Annotated in this window: 17 protein-coding genes; 9 read left to right on the top strand and 8 right to left on the bottom strand. The window is 66.0% G+C overall.

All coding sequences use genetic code 11. The features are described from left to right. Window positions 1-75: 75 nt before the first annotated feature. Window positions 76-2,220 carry an ATP-dependent DNA helicase DinG gene (gene dinG, locus UB43_RS07885; protein ID WP_045209868.1) on the bottom strand — a complete coding sequence of 715 codons (2,145 nt, stop codon included), beginning with the start codon at window positions 2,218-2,220 and terminating at the stop codon, window positions 76-78. Between the two features lie 122 nt (window positions 2,221-2,342). On the opposite strand from dinG, the gene UB43_RS07880 reads away from it, so the two are divergent. Continuing rightward, window positions 2,343-2,807 (top strand): CopD family protein, encoded by a 465-nt coding sequence (locus UB43_RS07880; protein ID WP_045209867.1) that lies wholly within the window; start codon window positions 2,343-2,345, stop codon window positions 2,805-2,807. Window positions 2,808-2,872: 65 nt separating this feature from the next. Here the strand turns inward: UB43_RS07880 and UB43_RS07875 are convergent, their stop codons facing one another. The 3 genes from UB43_RS07875 to UB43_RS07865 form a co-directional block, all read right to left on the bottom strand. Beyond that, window positions 2,873-3,637, bottom strand: coding sequence for a hypothetical protein (locus tag UB43_RS07875; protein ID WP_045209865.1), 765 nt, complete (start codon window positions 3,635-3,637; stop codon window positions 2,873-2,875). Then, window positions 3,630-3,932, bottom strand: coding sequence for a DUF1145 domain-containing protein (locus UB43_RS07870; protein WP_045209864.1), 303 nt, complete (start codon window positions 3,930-3,932; stop codon window positions 3,630-3,632). The genes UB43_RS07875 and UB43_RS07870 overlap by 8 nt, the downstream gene beginning before the upstream one ends. A gap of 120 nt (window positions 3,933-4,052) precedes the next feature. Beyond that, a complete protein-coding gene (locus UB43_RS07865; RefSeq protein WP_045209863.1) occupies window positions 4,053-4,685 on the bottom strand; it encodes an OmpA family protein in 633 nt (210 codons plus the stop codon). A gap of 140 nt (window positions 4,686-4,825) precedes the next feature. Between UB43_RS07865 and UB43_RS07860 the strand changes: the two genes are divergently transcribed. The 3 genes from UB43_RS07860 to UB43_RS07850 all read left to right on the top strand — a co-directional run bounded on the left by UB43_RS07860 (window position 4,826) and on the right by UB43_RS07850 (window position 6,540). After that, window positions 4,826-5,314, top strand: coding sequence for a DUF6231 family protein (locus UB43_RS07860; RefSeq protein ID WP_045209862.1), 489 nt, complete (start codon window positions 4,826-4,828; stop codon window positions 5,312-5,314). A 2-nt stretch (window positions 5,315-5,316) separates the two neighbouring features. Continuing rightward, window positions 5,317-5,790: a YchJ family protein gene (locus UB43_RS07855; RefSeq protein ID WP_045209861.1), complete on the top strand. Its 474-nt coding sequence runs from the start codon at window positions 5,317-5,319 to the stop codon at window positions 5,788-5,790. A 123-nt stretch (window positions 5,791-5,913) separates the two neighbouring features. Further along, window positions 5,914-6,540, top strand: coding sequence for a trimeric intracellular cation channel family protein (locus UB43_RS07850; protein ID WP_156160370.1), 627 nt, complete (start codon window positions 5,914-5,916; stop codon window positions 6,538-6,540). On the opposite strand, the gene UB43_RS07845 is transcribed toward UB43_RS07850, so the two are convergent. After that, entirely contained in the window at window positions 6,541-7,101 is a 561-nt protein-coding gene (locus tag UB43_RS07845; protein ID WP_045209860.1) for a hypothetical protein, read from the bottom strand. Between the two features lie 122 nt (window positions 7,102-7,223). Between UB43_RS07845 and UB43_RS07840 the strand changes: the two genes are divergently transcribed. The 4 genes from UB43_RS07840 to UB43_RS07825 all read left to right on the top strand — a co-directional run bounded on the left by UB43_RS07840 (window position 7,224) and on the right by UB43_RS07825 (window position 11,367). Next, entirely contained in the window at window positions 7,224-7,709 is a 486-nt protein-coding gene (locus UB43_RS07840; protein ID WP_045209859.1) for an LEA type 2 family protein, read from the top strand. 8 nt (window positions 7,710-7,717) lie between these two features. After that, a complete protein-coding gene (locus tag UB43_RS07835) occupies window positions 7,718-7,918 on the top strand; it encodes an SEC-C metal-binding domain-containing protein (protein WP_045209858.1) in 201 nt (66 codons plus the stop codon). Window positions 7,919-8,088: 170 nt separating this feature from the next. Continuing rightward, window positions 8,089-10,629, top strand: a complete 2,541-nt coding sequence (locus tag UB43_RS07830; RefSeq protein ID WP_045209857.1) for a penicillin acylase family protein — start codon at window positions 8,089-8,091, stop codon at window positions 10,627-10,629. Between the two features lie 195 nt (window positions 10,630-10,824). Next, the gene (locus tag UB43_RS07825; RefSeq protein ID WP_045209856.1) at window positions 10,825-11,367 is read left to right on the top strand and encodes an AAA family ATPase; all 543 of its coding nucleotides are present in this window, start codon (window positions 10,825-10,827) and stop codon (window positions 11,365-11,367) included. Between the two features lie 133 nt (window positions 11,368-11,500). On the opposite strand, the gene dcd is transcribed toward UB43_RS07825, so the two are convergent. Continuing rightward, window positions 11,501-12,067, bottom strand: coding sequence for a dCTP deaminase (gene dcd / locus UB43_RS07820; protein WP_017521037.1), 567 nt, complete (start codon window positions 12,065-12,067; stop codon window positions 11,501-11,503). A gap of 97 nt (window positions 12,068-12,164) precedes the next feature. Here dcd and UB43_RS07815 point away from each other — a divergent pair, with 97 nt between their 5' ends. After that, entirely contained in the window at window positions 12,165-12,707 is a 543-nt protein-coding gene (locus UB43_RS07815; RefSeq protein WP_177329780.1) for a rod shape-determining protein, read from the top strand. 4 nt (window positions 12,708-12,711) lie between these two features. On the opposite strand, the gene UB43_RS07810 is transcribed toward UB43_RS07815, so the two are convergent. Beyond that, window positions 12,712-13,326 (bottom strand): hypothetical protein, encoded by a 615-nt coding sequence (locus tag UB43_RS07810; protein ID WP_045209854.1) that lies wholly within the window; start codon window positions 13,324-13,326, stop codon window positions 12,712-12,714. 15 nt (window positions 13,327-13,341) lie between these two features. Then, window positions 13,342-14,436 (bottom strand): iron-sulfur cluster carrier protein ApbC, encoded by a 1,095-nt coding sequence (apbC, locus tag UB43_RS07805; RefSeq protein WP_045209853.1) that lies wholly within the window; start codon window positions 14,434-14,436, stop codon window positions 13,342-13,344. Window positions 14,437-14,446 lie beyond the last annotated feature (10 nt).

Below are 14,446 nucleotides of genomic sequence, written 5' to 3'. Positions count from 1 at the left end.
TCGAATCCTTGCAACACGCCCGCCGGGCGGCGGGCGATCGTTTGACAGCCAGCGCGGGAACTCGCTCCCGCACACTCAAGCAATTTCGCGGCGGAACGGCGGCAATGCATTAAGAATGGCCTTGCCGTAGCGCTGCGTCACCACGCGGCGGTCCAGCAGCGTGATGGTGCCGCGGTCCTGCTCGGTCCGCAGCAGGCGACCACAGGCCTGCACCAGGCGCAGCGAGGCGTCGGGCACGGCGATCTCCATGAAGGGATTGCCGCCGCGCGCCTCGATCCATTCCGACAGCGCCGCTTCCACCGGGTCATCCGGCACCGCGAAGGGAATCTTGGCGATGACCACGTGCTCGCAATAGGCGCCGGGCAGGTCCACCCCTTCGGAGAAGCTGGCCAGGCCGAACAGCACGCTCGGCTCGCCATCGTCGACCCGCGAGCGGTGCTTGTTCAGGGTTTCCTGCTTGGACAGGTTGCCCTGGATCAGCACGCGCTTGCGCCAGTCGCGGTCCAGGCCGTCGAAGACTTCCTGCATCTGCTTGCGCGAGGAAAACAGGATCAGCGAACCGCGCGAGCCTTCGACGATCTCCGGCAGCTCGCGGATGATCGCTGCGGTGTGGGCGGCAGCATCGCGCGGGTCGGCCTTGAGGTCGGGCACGCGCAGCACGCCAGCGTCGGCATGATGGAACGGGCTCGGCACCACGGCGGTGACGGCCGCGCGCGGCAGGCCGGCGCGCATGCGATAGCGGTCGAAAGTGCCCAGCGCGGTGAGGGTCGCGGAGGTCACCAGCACGCCATAGGCCACGTTCCACAGGTTGCGGCGCAGGGTCTCGGCGGCGAGGATCGGGCTGGCGTTGGCTTCGATGTCGTAGAAGGTGCCGCTCTCGGCGAGGGTCAGCCAGCGCGCCATGGGCGGGCTGTCTTCCGGGTCCTCGCTGGTGAAGGCGGTCCACAGTTCCCAGTTGCCCTGGGCGCGGGACAGCAGGCTGCCGAACAGCGGGTACCACTCCTCGGCCTGGTGGCTGGCGATGCCGACGCTGCCCTCCCCGTCCATGGCTTCCTTGAGCAGTTCGGTCAGGCGGGTGAAGAGGTCGGTGAGCTTGGAGAAGCCCTTCTTCAGCTCGATGCCCATCTCGCGGATGTGCTCGGGGATCACCCCGCCCTCGAATCGATGGCGTGGCCGCTCGCGGCCTTCCATGTCCTCGCCGGCACGGAAGTCGCCGACCTCCTCGCAGGCGGTGAACATGAACTGCTGGTGCGTGCGCAGCTCGCGGGCCAGCTCCGGCACCTGCTCGATCAGGCGGCCGAGATCACCCGGCAACGGATTCTGCGCCAGCAGCTTGGTCAGGTTCTTCTCCACCTGGCCCAGCCAGTCGGCCGTGGCACGCAGGCGGGTGAAGTGGGCGAAGTGGCCGATGGCCTTGTCCGGCAGGTGGTGGCCTTCGTCGAACACGTAGAGGGTGTCGCGCGGGTCCGGCAGGATCGCGCCGCCACCCAGCGCCAGGTCAGCCAGCACCAGGTCATGGTTGGTGACGATCACGTCAACCTTGGTCATGCCTTCGCGCGCCTTGTAGAAGGCGCACTGCTGGAAGTTCGGGCAATGGCGGTTGGTGCACTGGCTGTGGTCGGTGGTGACCTGCGCCCACTGCGCGTCCTCGATGGCCTCGGGCCAGGAGTCGCGGTCGCCGTCCCAGCGGTTGCCGGCCAGGCGCTCGATCATCTGGTTGAACAGTTTGGTCGAGGTCTCGTCCACGTCGATGCGGAAGCCTTCCTCCTCGAACAGCTGGGCGGTGGCGCTCTGCGCCTGGCCTTCCTGCAGCAGGTGGTCGAGCTTGGACAGGCACATGTAGCGCCCGCGCCCCTTGGCCAGGGCAAAGCTGAACGACAGGCCGGAGTTGCGCAGCAGGTCGGGCAGGTCCTTGTGGACGATCTGCTCCTGCAGGGCGACGGTGGCGGTGGCGACCACAAGACGCTTGCCGGCGGCCTTGGCGCAGGCGATGGCGGCGAGGCTGTAGGCGACGGTCTTGCCGGTGCCGGTGCCGGCTTCGACGGCGACCACGGCGGCATCGCCCAGGCGATGGCCTTCCTCGTCGCTGGCGATGGTCCCCAGGACCTTGGCGACTTCGGCGATCATCAGGCGCTGGCCGTAGCGCGGCTTGAGTTCCTTGGCTTCGAGGAAACGCGAGTAGGCGCCCTGGATCGTAGCCTTGAGTTCGGTGCTGAGCATGGACTTCCCGGGCCCCGGAGCATGCCTTGAGGACACATCCGGATGCTGGATAAATTTTCAGTGGTTCGAATCGGCGGCTATGATAGCGCGCTTGACTTCAATCGCCAGCGGAGATCGTCCGAATGACACCCTTTGCCTTCGTCTATGCCCTGCACGTCCTGGCCGCCCTGGTCTGGGTGGGCGGCATGTTCTTCGCCTGGATGGTCCTGCGCCCGGCCGCCGTCGCCGCGCTGGAGGCGCCGCCCCGGCTGAAGCTGTGGCTGGAGGTCTTCCCGCGCTTCTTCCGCTGGGTGTGGGCCGCGGTGATCCTGCTGCCGGTGACCGGCGTAGGCATGCTGCACCTGAGCTTCAACGGCATGGCCGGCGCGCCGCGCTACGTGCAGGTGATGATGGGGTTGTATGTGGCGATGCTCGCGCTGTTCCTGCGTATCCAGGCGCTGCAGTTGCCGGAGTTGCGCCGCGCGGTGGGCGCCGAGGACTGGCCGGCCGGCGGCGCTGCGCTGGGCAAGATCCGCAAGACCGTGGGCCTGAACCTGCTGATCGGCATGGCGCTGGTGGCTTTCGTCGCCGCCCGCCCGCACTGGTAAGCCCCCGCACCGCCAAGAAAAAAGCCCGCGCGTTACCGGGCGGGCTTTTTCTCGATGACATCGATTCAGAAGCGTTTCACGTCCAGGCGGCCTTCGCTGCCCTTCGCCCCTTCCGCACCGCCCTGCCCCTCCGCACCGGGCTTCTCGCCCGCCACTGAATAGAACCAGCAGCCCTTCTCACTGCTGCGCGGACCGGCCTTGCCGGGCTTGCCGCCCGCTCCGCCGGCGCCGCCTTCCAGGCGAACCTTGACCTTCGCAACATCGAACTGCTCAGGTACTTCCAGACGCACCACGCCGCCGGACGCGCCAGTCTGGCCGTCGGCGCCGTTCTGGCCGTTACCGGCGGACTTCCCGCTACCCCACAGGCAGCCGGAAGTCTGCGCACTGCCGCCGTCCAGGCCATCATAGCCCGGCGCGCCGACACCACCGCGGACGTCGATCAGCAGGTTTTCCACCGCCACGTCCTGTAGCCGCAGCACCAGGTTGCGGCCGCTGCTGGCCGGCTTCTCGAAGCTGCCGGAACTGCCTTGCGCGGCGATCACGCTGCCGTCGGCGAGGTTGCCGTGCTGCACCTCGATCTGCAGCGCATCGTTGCCGGGGAACACGCCGATCCGCGCATTCTTCGCCAGGTCCAGCTCGCCGACCTTCAGCTCCTTGACCCGCGACGGAATCAGCAGCGCGCCTTCCGGGCCGACGCTGATGCGGTCCAGGCTCAGACTCTCGCCCTTCACCGGCAGGCGCAGCACGGTGTTGGCCTCCACCGAGACAGTGCCGGCGGCCGAACACGCCAGCGGGGCGAACAGCGCCAGGCCCAGCAACGACTTACGCATGGGTATCTCCTTCTACTTTTGCCGATGCCGGTTGCTCCGCTGCCGGCTGCGGCAGGGTCGCGAAATGGAACACGCCGAACAGCAGGATCTGCAGGCGGTCCATGCCCGGATGCGGGCGGCCCTGCAGACGCTTGCGCAGCGCCAGGACTTCGAGAATGTGGATCAGCAGGATCAGCGCGCCCGCCGCATTGAGCAGCAGCGCGAAGGGATGTGCGAAGGGTTGGATCAGGTTCGCCAGCACCGCCAGCCAGAACAACAGGGCAATCAGTTTGCCCAGCCCCAACAACGCTTTCATGAAGTGCCCCCGTGTTTTTCTTTGCCGGGGAACATACGCCTCTGTCCCGGCCTATGCCAGTGGCAACCGGGAATGACAAAGGGGGCCACGAGGGCCCCCTTTGCACAGATCACGCCGGACTTACTGGCGGGTGATCTTGATTTCCACGCGACGGTTCTCGGCGCGGCCTTCCTTGGTCTTGTTGTCCGCAACCGGCTGGCTCTCGCCATAGCCGACGACCGACTTGATGCTGCTGGCAGGTACGCCAGAATCGACCAGGTAGTTGGACACGGCGTTGGCGCGGCGTTCGGACAGTTTCTGGTTGTAGGCGTCGGTACCGATGCTGTCGGTGTGACCGCCAATGTTCAGCTCGGTGCTCGCAGCCTCACCCTTCAGGCGGGTAGCGATGGTGTCGAGCTTGTCCTTGTCCTGCGCATCGATCTTCGACGAGTCGAAGGCGAAGTGCAGGTCACGCACCACGATGGTCTCTTCCTTGGGCAGCGGAGCCGGAGCAGGCTCAGGAGCCGGTGCAGGCGGCGGAACCTCGGCCACTTGCTCTGCGGCGCCATGCACCCAGCAGTAGGACGCACCCAGCACACCGCCAATCAGGGCTCCCCAACCGGCCCAAGCGCTGCTTTCGATGGAACCCAGACCGGCGCCGCCGACACCGCCAACCACGGCGCAGGTTGGCCAATCGGACTTCTGCAACCCTGCGCAGCCGGTGAGCAACGTGCTTACCAGCAGCAGGGGTAAAGCGGTCCTTGTGATGCTCATAAAGTTATGTCTCCTCTAATGATCGGGTCTTGACCGACAATTACCGAGTAAAGACGTGACTGACAGAATGCGCCAGCACTAGGCCATATGGGTGTCACACGCTAGTCTTCGTTCATTATTTTCCGCCTTCGACGAGCCCCATGATTTCGACACGCACGCCGCAACAAGCCCTTGCCGCCCTGCTCGATCGCTACGCGCCGCAGCGCCTCCTGCTGGTGGGCGCCAGCCAGATTCCAGCGGTGGACGCCTTTCTCGCGGCACATCCGGATTGCGAACTGTTTCACGCCGACGCCGGCGCCCTGCCGGCGGAACTGGCCGGCCAGCGCTACGACCTCGCGCTGCTGGCCGACTGCCTGGAACATCTGCCGCGCCGCGATGCGCAGCAACTGGTTGGGGGCATCCGCAACCTCAACAGCAGCCGCGTGGCCGTGCTGGTCGACCTCGACGCCGCCCAGGCGCAGGACGCCGACTTCTACGCCCTGGCCATGCAGGCCAGCGAGCGCTTCCAGCGCGACGCCCAGGTGATCACCCTGTTCACCTACGACCTGCACGAATACAAACAGGTCCCGGACTGGCTCAATGCGAAGTTCTGGGCCAACCCGCAAAACTTCGGCAAGTACTGGTGGTGACCATGACCGAACCGACCTGCCCCTGCGGCAGCGGCCGCCCATTGCCCGACTGCTGCGGGCGCTTCCACGCCGGCGTCGCGGCGCCCACCGCCGAGGCGCTGATGCGCTCGCGCTACAGCGCCTACGCACTGGGCCTGGTGGATTACCTGCGCGATACGACGCTCCCCGCCCAGCAACAGGGCCTGGACCTGGACGCCATTCGCACCTGGAGCCTGGGCAGCACCTGGCTGGGCCTGGAGGTGGTGAGCCATGAAGTGCTCGGCGGCCAGCCGGAACATGCACGGGTGACGTTCATTGCGCGCTGGCATGATGCCGGTGGCGAGCACAGCCACCGTGAGTGCTCGGGATTCGTCCAGCGCGACGGGCGCTGGTACTTCCTCGACCCCACCGTGCCGATGAAGCTGGGACGCAACGACCCCTGCCCCTGCGGCGCCGGCGGCAAGCTGAAGAAATGCTGCGGTCCCTGGATTGAGTAGGACAGGATCGAGTAAGGCGCGAACTCGCCCCACTTGGGGGCGTTCGGTGTCTGGGCTAGAATCCGCGCTTTTTTCCGGGGCGGCGGTGTTTCGCCGCACCGGCTACCCCTGCCGGACCTCGCCATGCTGCTGACCGTTCTCTACATCATCGCCATCACCGCCGAAGCCATGACCGGCGCGCTGTCCGCCGGCCGGCGGAGCATGGACCTGTTCGGCGTGGTACTGGTGGCCTGCGTCACCGCCCTGGGCGGCGGTTCGGTACGCGACATGCTGCTGGGCCACTACCCGCTGACCTGGGTGCGTCACCCGGAGTACCTGGCACTGACTGCCGGCGCCGCGCTGTTCACCGTGTTCATCGCCCCGCTGATGCGCCACCTGCGCTCGATGTTCCTCGCACTGGACGCCGTTGGCCTGGTGGCCTTCACCCTGATCGGTTGCCAGGTCAGCCTGGAGATGGGCCACAGCCTGCTGATCGCCGCCGTGAGCGGCGTGATCACCGGGGTCTTCGGCGGCATCCTGCGGGACATCTTCTGCAACGACGTGCCGCTGATCTTCCGCCGCGAGCTGTACGCCAGCGTGTCCTTCGCCAGCGCCTGGTGCTACCTGATCTGCCTGCAGATCGACCTGCCCAAGGAGCAGGCCATGCTGATCACCCTGTCCGCCGGCTTCCTGTTCCGCATGCTGGCGATCCGCTTCCGCTGGGAAATGCCCAAGTTCGTCTACAAGGACGACCCGCACCAGGGCGACTGATCAGTCCTGCAGCTTGAGGTGGCTGGTGTCCGGCGCAGGCGCCGTCGGTTCAGGCCTGGCCTGGCCCATGTCGCTGCCCACCGGGGCAACGCTGAACTGGCTGAGGTCCACGCGCGGCGCCTGGGCCTCGGGCTTTTCGTCCTGCAGGTCGGCGCCTACCGGGGCCAGGCCGAAGTCCGGCGCATCCACGTCGGCGAAAGCGGCCATGTACTCGTCACGCGGCGCAACTTTCAGACGCCCCTGTGGCGCAGCGGCAGATGCAGCCGGCTGTACCGGTGCGCTGACGGGCTCGGCAGGCGGCGGTGGGGCCAGTTCGATCTCCTCGATCTGCGCTTCCATGTCGACCACTTCGACGACAGCGCCAGCGCGCTCGATCACACTGCGGTACTTTTCCGCGGCCTCGGCATCCAGGTTGTTCTTGATCACCATGCGGCGACCGGAGAACAGCAGTTCGATGCGCTGCGCGTCGGCCTGGAACAGCCTGGCCAGGTTGGCTTTGACCGTGTCGAGCTGAGCACCCGGAACGGTCTGTCCCGAGAAGGCAATCTCATAGCGGCTCATCTTCACTCTCCTGTGTTAACCCGCCGGTTACATTCGGCCAGTATGGTGCAGCTTCTTTTAACGTAACAACAACTTGCGGCCGAGCAGGTGCTTGGTACACTGGGGCGTCTTGAGGGGTAGACATGAATTATCAGGCGCAAATGATAAGAATTCTCAGCCTGTTCTGGCTGTTCAGCCTCGTCTCCGGCTGTGGCTGGATGTCAGGCAATTTCGAGCAACCCGACGTGAAGCTGCAAAAAGTAGACGTCGTGAAAGCTCGTTTGCTGGAGCAGGAGTTCGTCCTGCATTTCCGCATCGACAACCCGAATGACTTCAGCCTTCCGGTTCGCGGCCTGGCCTACAAGGTCAAGCTGAACGATATCGACCTCGCCGAAGGCGAGTCGAATAACTGGTTCACAGTGCCGGCCAACGGCCACGAAACCTTCGAAGTGCCGGTGACCACCAACCTGTGGCGGCACATGAAGTACATCGTCAAGCTGCTGGAAGACCCGGACAAGCCGATCCGCTATCGCCTCGACGGTGAAGTGAAGACCGGCCTGCTCTTCGGACAGAGCGTGCACATCGCCCGCAATGGCGAGATAATTCCCGGCGATTTCATCCCCGAGTGAGCGTCACCATGAGCCAGGAACCCCACGTACACGGTCCGAACTGCAACCACGACCACGATCATGACCACCACCATGACCATGGCCACGTGCACGGCCCGCACTGCAACCACAGCCAGGAGCCTGCGCGTAACCCGCTCAAGGACGTGGGCCGCAACGATCCCTGCCCCTGCGGCAGCGGCAGCAAGTACAAGAAGTGCCACGGCGCCTGACCCAGGCCCCGAGCACTGCGAAGAAGGCCCGCCCAGCGCGGGCCTTCTGCTGTCCGGCCCAACTATTCGTCGGCTGCTGAAAATCCCGCCCCGCGCGGCTTGCACAGCTATCCTCGGCTCACTAACGTAGCGCCTTTTCCGCGACCCTCTTTGTGCAGGAGCACATCCCCATGGCCCCGCGTGCCTTCCGCCGGCTTTCCAGCTTCGGCCTTGCCGCCACCGTCACTGCCGCTGTCAGCCTTACCGGCTGCCAGGGCTGGCTGAATGACCGCTATTCCGACAGCCTGCCGCCGAGCTACGGCGTGCAGCCGATCAAGGGCCTGGCGGACAACGTATCGATCCGCCGCAACAGCCTGGGCATGCCGCTGATCGAGACCAGCACTTTCCACGACGCGCTGTTCACCCTGGGGTATGTGCACGCCAGCGATCGCATCAGCCAGATGGTCGGCCTGCGCCTGATGGCCCAGGGGCGCCTGTCCGAGATGGTCGGTCCCGGCGCCCTGGAAACCGACCGCTTCATGCGCACGGTGAACCTGAAGAAGGCCGCGGACGCCCTCTACGCCGGTGCCTCGCCGCGCCTCAAGCGCTTCTTCGAGACCTACGCACGCGGCGTCAACGCCTACCTGTACCGCTACCGCGACAAGCTGCCGATGGACCTCGCCGAGTCCGGCTACCGCCCCGAGTACTGGAAGCCGGAAGATTCCGCGCTGGTCTTCAGCCTGCTGAACTTCGGCCTGGCGGTGAACCTGCAGGAGGAGATCGCCTCCCTGGTCCTGGCGCAGAAAGTCGGCACCGACAAGCTGCCCTGGCTGACGCCGATCTACCCGGACGAAGCGCTGCCGTTCGAGGAAGCGGACAAACTCAAGGGCCTGCGCCTGGATGGCAGGATCGCCGGCCTCGACGCCCTGGATCGCGCTGCCGGGCAGGTCGCCGCCCTGCAGATGATGGGCGTCGCCGCGTCCAACAACTGGGCCATCGCCCCGCAGCGTACGCGCAGCGGCAAGAGCATCCTGGCCAACGACACCCACCTGCCGCTGTCCATGCCCTCGGTGTGGAACTACGTGCAGATCCGCTCGCCCAAGTACAACGCCGCGGGCGTCTCCATCGCCGGCGTGCCGGGCGTGGTCGCCGGTTTCAACGGCAAGCTGGCCTGGGGCATGACCATGGTCATGGGCGACAACCAGGACCTCTTCCTGGAACAGGTGAAGCGCCAGGGCAGCAAGCTCTACTACCTCGCCGATGGCCAGTGGAAACCGGCCATCGAGCGCAACGAGACCTTCTTCATCAAGGGCCAGAGCCCGGTCCGCGAAGTCATCTACGAGACCCGCCACGGTCCGCTGCTCAACAGCGCCCTGGGCGAGCGCAAGCACGACCTGCAACCGCTGCCGCTGTCCAGTGGCTACGGCATCGCCTACCAGAGCATCCAGGGCGAGACCGACCGCACCCTCGACGCCTTCTTCGACCTGTCCCGCGCGAAGAACGTCGAGCAGGCCTTCGACGCCACCCGCGACGTGCGCGCCATGGCGCTGAACATCGTGTTCGCCGACGAGAAGCACATTGGCTGGCAGGTCACCGGGCGCTTCCCCAACCGCAAGGAAGGCCGCGGCCTGCTGCCCTCGCCCGGCTGGGACGGCCGCTATGACTGGGACGGCTACGCCGACCCGATCCTCCACCCGTCCGACCAGGACCCGCAGCAAGGCTGGCTGGGCACCGCCAACCACCGCAGCGTGCAGCCGGGCTACGGCGCGCAGCTGTCCAGCTCCTGGTATTACCCGGAGCGCTACGAGCGCATCGCCCAGCTCGCCGGTGGCAGCAAGAGCCACGACTACCGCAGCATGATCGCCATGCAGTACGACCAGACCACGCCCTTTGCCGGCAAGCTGCAGTCGATGCTGGACGCACCGGGCATGGCGCAGCCGCTGAAGAAAGCCATCGACGCCCTGCCCACCGACCAGCGCGCCCGCGCCCGCGAAGCGCTGGACCGGATCATGGCGTTCGACGGCAAGCTCTCGGCCACCTCCGGCGACGCCGCGCTGTACGAAGCCTTCCTGCAGGAAAGCACCAAGCAGATCTTCCTCGACGAGCTGGGCCCGGAAGACAGCCCGTCCTGGAAGGCCTTCGTCGAGACCACCAACCTCTCCTACTCGGCCCAGGCCGACCATCTGCTGGGCCGTGACGACAGCCCGTTCTGGGATGACACCCGCACCCCGCAGAAGGAAGACAAGCCGGCAATCCTCGCCCGCAGCCTGGCTGCCGCCACCGCCTTCTGCGAACAGAAGCTGGGCAGCGACCGCCACGCCTGGCAGTGGGGCAAGCTGCACACCTACGAGTGGGTCAGCGACAGCACCAAGATGGCGCCCAACCTGAGTGCCGGCGAGCGCGCCAGCCTCGGCGCGATCAAGGGCTACCTGGACCGCGGCCCCTACCCGGCCGGCGGCGACCACAGCACGCTGAACGTCTCGGCCTACCACTGGGGCCAGGACTTCAACACCTGGCTGATCCCGGCCATGCGCATCGTCGTCGACTTCGGCCAGAGCGAGCCGATGATCGGCCTCAACAGCAGCGGCCAGTCCGGCAACCCGGCCAGCCCGCACTACGCCGACGGCATCGACGCCTGGCTGAAGGGCAACTACATGAGCTTCCCCTTCCAGTCGCAGAACCTGGAGAAGGTCTACGGCGTGAAGCGCCTGACGCTGGTGCCCGAAAAGTGATGATCTGAAAAATTTTTCCGGGGGCCGGGAACTTCGCTCCCACCCCGGAATCAGATTTGTCGACTTACTCCATGATCATATTCAGGCACCCCTTGGGTGCCTTTCTTTTTTCCCGCCTCTCCTCCGCTGCATTTCCTTCCTGCAAGACCTTCCCCGGCTGGTACTCCCCCGTATCCTTTCCCAGGAGTCATCGCCATGTCCGAATCCCTCATCGTCATCACCGGCGGCCCCGGCGCCGGCAAGAGCACTCTGCTCGAGCACCTGCACCGCCATCACGGCCTGAACATCGTCGAGGAAGGCGGCCGGGCCATCATCCGCGAGCAACGGGCGCGTGGCGGCGATGCGCTGCCGTGGGCGAACCGGGAGGCCTTCTGCCGGGAAATGTTCGAGCACGCACTGACGACTCGCGAGCGAGCGCTCGATGCGGGTGGCCAGTGGCTGTTCGATCGCGGCCTGCCGGATGTGCTGGGGTATGCACGGCTCTGCGGCCTGCCGATGACGGACGAACTGGAAGCCGCCGCGCAGCGACTGCGCTACGCGTCAACCGTGTTCCTGGCGCCCGCGTGGCAAGCCATCTACCGCAACGATGCCGAACGTCGGCAGGGCTTCGCCGAGGCGCAGCGAACAGCCGCGGTCATGGTTGAGGTCTACGAAGCATTGGGCTATCGGCTGCTGGAGCTGCCGCTGTGCAGTCCGCAGGAGCGCGCGGCGTTCGTCCTGGCGCACTGCCCTTTGTAGGAGCGAGCTTGCTCGCGAACCTTTCCCCCCAAGGGAATCGAGCCGGGCGTTCGCGAGCAAGCTCGCTCCTACAGGTTCTTCGTTCCAATAAAAAACCGGGCCAAGGCCCGGTTCTTCATGACGCGGAAGGCGATCAGGCCTTGGGCAGGGTGACGCCGGTCTGGCCCTGGTACTTGCCGCCGCGATCGCGGTAGGACACTTCGCAAGCTTCGTCCGACTGGAGGAACAGCATCTGCGCCACGCCTTCATGGGCGTAGATCTTCGCCGGCAGGTTGGTGGTGTTGGAGAATTCCAGGGTCACGTGGCCTTCCCACTCGGGTTCCAGCGGGGTCACGTTGACGATGATGCCGCAGCGCGCGTAAGTGCTCTTGCCCAGGCAGATGGTCAGCACATCGCGCGGGATGCGGAAGTACTCGACGGTACGGGCCAGGGCGAAAGAGTTCGGCGGGATGATGCAGACGTCGCTGTTGATGTCCACGAAGCTCTTCTCGTCGAAGTTCTTCGGATCGACCACGGCCGAGTGGATGTTGGTGAACACCTTGAATTCGGCAGCGCAGCGTACGTCGTAGCCGTAGCTGGAAACACCGTAGGAAATCACCCGGCTATCATCGGCACCGCGAATCTGGCGCTCGACGAACGGCTCGATCATGCCGTGTTCCTGAGCCATGCGGCGAATCCACTTGTCCGATTTGATGCTCATGGCGGGTGTCCTGTGCGGCGGTTGAAAAAAGAAGGCGAATCTTACCGGGCGTCACAATTTCCGGCAAAGGGTGCGGCTGGATGGTCGACGCTCAAGCGTGGATTTGCATAACCTGCTGCGCATCGACTCATGGAAGAGGCCGCCTGTGTTTGATCATTTTTCGTCCACCCTATACCTGAAACTCTCGCGCCAGTGGATCAGCGGCGTGGTGCTCCCGTCCGGCGAAGCATTCAGCGAACGGCCCCTGCTGGCGCTGCGCTATGAAGATGGCAAGCCCAGGGTTCTGGCGGCCGGCGAGGCCGCCCAGCAACTGCAGGGCCAGGAGGGCGTCGAAATCGTCAACGGCTTCGACCATCCCCGCTCCTTGCTGGCCAATTTCTCCTTCGCCGAGATGACCCTGAAGCTGCTGGTCGGCCGACTCGCGCCCAGGTCTCTGCTCAAGGCCGCGCCGGTGCTGATCCTGCACCCTCAGGAGCTGCTCGAAGGCGGCCTGACGCAGGTGGAAATCCGCGGGCTGTACGAGCTCTGCCGCGGGGCCGGTGCGCGCAAGGTCCGGCTCTGGACCGGCCGCGAGCTCACGCAGGAGGAATTGCGCAGCGGCCAGTTTCCTGTCGGCGCCGGGACGGAATGGTTTCCGTAGGTTCTCAGGGCAGCCAGTTCGTGCGCAGCTTGCGCTGGTCCACCGAGAAACGCAGCCAGTCTTCGGCATAGGCGTCGGCGCAATCGCACTCGGCGCCAGGCACCGCCTCGCGCACCAGGCGCAGGTCGACTCCCGGCGGCGACTGGCGCAGCACCAGGCTGGCGGTTTTCAGCAGACCTTCCACCGCACCGGGGTCACCCAGGCGCTTGTCCACCACCTGCAGGGTGGCGAGGTCCAGCAGCAGCGCATCCACCACCGGCAGGCCGGGGCGGTTGTCGCGCACCACGAGCAACAGGCCGAGGCCGTTGCCCATGTCCAGCAGCGGCACGGGGTCGCAGGCACTTGCCGGGCTGCCAAGCAGGCCGGTGGCGTGGTAGAGGCCTGGCGGCAGTGGCAGGGCCTGGCTGGCGCCATCGGCCCGGCGCGCCTGCACGGCCATGTCATCCTCGAAGGCATCGCCCGAGACAGAACGGAAGTCCAGGGTTACCGGCTGCCCGTCTATCACGCACTGGGCCTGCCAGTTGGCAGAATCCTCGTCGGCGCCCCGTGCCACTGAGCCGGCGAGACCCAGGCACGCCGCCAGCAGCCAGCCGGCGGCGCATTTCGCATCCTTGCGCATGGCAGTCCCTGCGGATCAGTCGTCGCTGATGGAGATGTTCGGCATGTCCGGCGCGGCCTTCTCGCTCAGGGCGATGCGGGCGCCGACGCAACGGGCCATTTCCTGGTAGATCATCGCCAGCTGGCTTTCCGGATCGGCGATCACGGTGGGCTTGCCGCCGTCAGCCTGCATGCGGATGGCCAGGGACAGCGGCAGCGACGCCAGCAGCTCCACGCCGTACTGCGCGGCCAGCTTCTCGCCGCCGCCTTCGCCGAACAGGTGCTCGGCATGGCCGCAGTTGGAGCAGATGTGCACGGCCATGTTCTCGACCACGCCCAGCACCGGGATGTTGACCTTGCGGAACATCTCCACGCCTTTCTTCGCGTCGAGCAGGGCCAGGTCCTGCGGGGTGGTGACGATCACCGAGCCGGCCACCGGGACTTTCTGCGCCAGGGTCAGCTGGATATCGCCGGTACCCGGCGGCATGTCGATGACCAGGTAGTCCAGGTCGTTCCAGGCGGTCTGGGTGATCAGCTGCAGCAGTGCGCCGGAAACCATCGGGCCGCGCCACACCACCGGGGTGTTGTCGTCGGTGAGGAAGGCCATGGACATGACTTCCACGCCGTGGGCCTCCAGCGGGATGAACCACTTCTGGTCGCGGATCTTCGGCCGGGTGCCTTCGGGGATGCCGAACATGATGCCCTGGCTCGGGCCATAGATATCGGCGTCGAGGATGCCGACCTTGGCTCCTTCGCGGGCCAGCGCCAGCGCCAGGTTGGCGGCGGTGGTGGACTTGCCCACGCCGCCCTTGCCGGAGGCCACGGCGATGATGTTCTTCACGTTGCTCATGCCCGGCACCTGGGCCTGGGCCTTGTGCGCGGCGATGTGGGTTTCCACCTTGACCTGGGCCGAGTCGACGCCTTCCAGCGCTTCCAGGGCCATCTGCACGGTCTGCGCCAGGCCGTTCCTGAACAGGCCGGCGGCGTAGCCCAGCTCCAGGGTCAGCGAGATACGCCCGCCCTGGATGTCCAGTTCGCGCAGGTAACCGGCGTCCAGAAGGTTCTGGCCGGTGTGGGGGTCGTTGATCTGGCGGAGAAGGTTTTCCACCGTGGCTCGGTTGGCGGCGCCCATGGGTACTCCC

This window comes from Pseudomonas sp. 21, from assembly GCF_000955805.1.
GTDB lineage: Bacteria > Pseudomonadota > Gammaproteobacteria > Pseudomonadales > Pseudomonadaceae > Pseudomonas.
The sequence above is the reverse complement of the archived record's forward strand: the minus strand, read 5'-3'. Positions and strand labels throughout refer to the sequence as shown.

What these genes read in the sequence shown, in the direction of transcription:
- UB43_RS07855 (WP_045209861.1), top strand. Translation starts at nt 5,317, where the DNA reads ATGACCGAACCGACCTGCCCCTGCGGCAGCGGCCGCCCATTGCCCGAC.
- UB43_RS07850 (WP_156160370.1), top strand. Translation starts at nt 5,914, where the DNA reads ATGCTGCTGACCGTTCTCTACATCATCGCCATCACCGCCGAAGCCATG.
- UB43_RS07840 (WP_045209859.1), top strand. Translation starts at nt 7,224, where the DNA reads ATGAATTATCAGGCGCAAATGATAAGAATTCTCAGCCTGTTCTGGCTG.
- UB43_RS07860 (WP_045209862.1), top strand. Translation starts at nt 4,826, where the DNA reads ATGATTTCGACACGCACGCCGCAACAAGCCCTTGCCGCCCTGCTCGAT.
- UB43_RS07810 (WP_045209854.1), bottom strand. Translation starts at nt 13,326, where the DNA reads ATGCGCAAGGATGCGAAATGCGCCGCCGGCTGGCTGCTGGCGGCGTGC.
- UB43_RS07865 (WP_045209863.1), bottom strand. Translation starts at nt 4,685, where the DNA reads ATGAGCATCACAAGGACCGCTTTACCCCTGCTGCTGGTAAGCACGTTG.
- UB43_RS07830 (WP_045209857.1), top strand. Translation starts at nt 8,089, where the DNA reads ATGGCCCCGCGTGCCTTCCGCCGGCTTTCCAGCTTCGGCCTTGCCGCC.
- UB43_RS07825 (WP_045209856.1), top strand. Translation starts at nt 10,825, where the DNA reads ATGTCCGAATCCCTCATCGTCATCACCGGCGGCCCCGGCGCCGGCAAG.
- UB43_RS07880 (WP_045209867.1), top strand. Translation starts at nt 2,343, where the DNA reads ATGACACCCTTTGCCTTCGTCTATGCCCTGCACGTCCTGGCCGCCCTG.
- UB43_RS07835 (WP_045209858.1), top strand. Translation starts at nt 7,718, where the DNA reads ATGAGCCAGGAACCCCACGTACACGGTCCGAACTGCAACCACGACCAC.
- UB43_RS07845 (WP_045209860.1), bottom strand. Translation starts at nt 7,101, where the DNA reads ATGAGCCGCTATGAGATTGCCTTCTCGGGACAGACCGTTCCGGGTGCT.
- UB43_RS07870 (WP_045209864.1), bottom strand. Translation starts at nt 3,932, where the DNA reads ATGAAAGCGTTGTTGGGGCTGGGCAAACTGATTGCCCTGTTGTTCTGG.
- dinG (WP_045209868.1), bottom strand. Translation starts at nt 2,220, where the DNA reads ATGCTCAGCACCGAACTCAAGGCTACGATCCAGGGCGCCTACTCGCGT.
- dcd (WP_017521037.1), bottom strand. Translation starts at nt 12,067, where the DNA reads ATGAGCATCAAATCGGACAAGTGGATTCGCCGCATGGCTCAGGAACAC.
- UB43_RS07875 (WP_045209865.1), bottom strand. Translation starts at nt 3,637, where the DNA reads ATGCGTAAGTCGTTGCTGGGCCTGGCGCTGTTCGCCCCGCTGGCGTGT.
- apbC (WP_045209853.1), bottom strand. Translation starts at nt 14,436, where the DNA reads ATGGGCGCCGCCAACCGAGCCACGGTGGAAAACCTTCTCCGCCAGATC.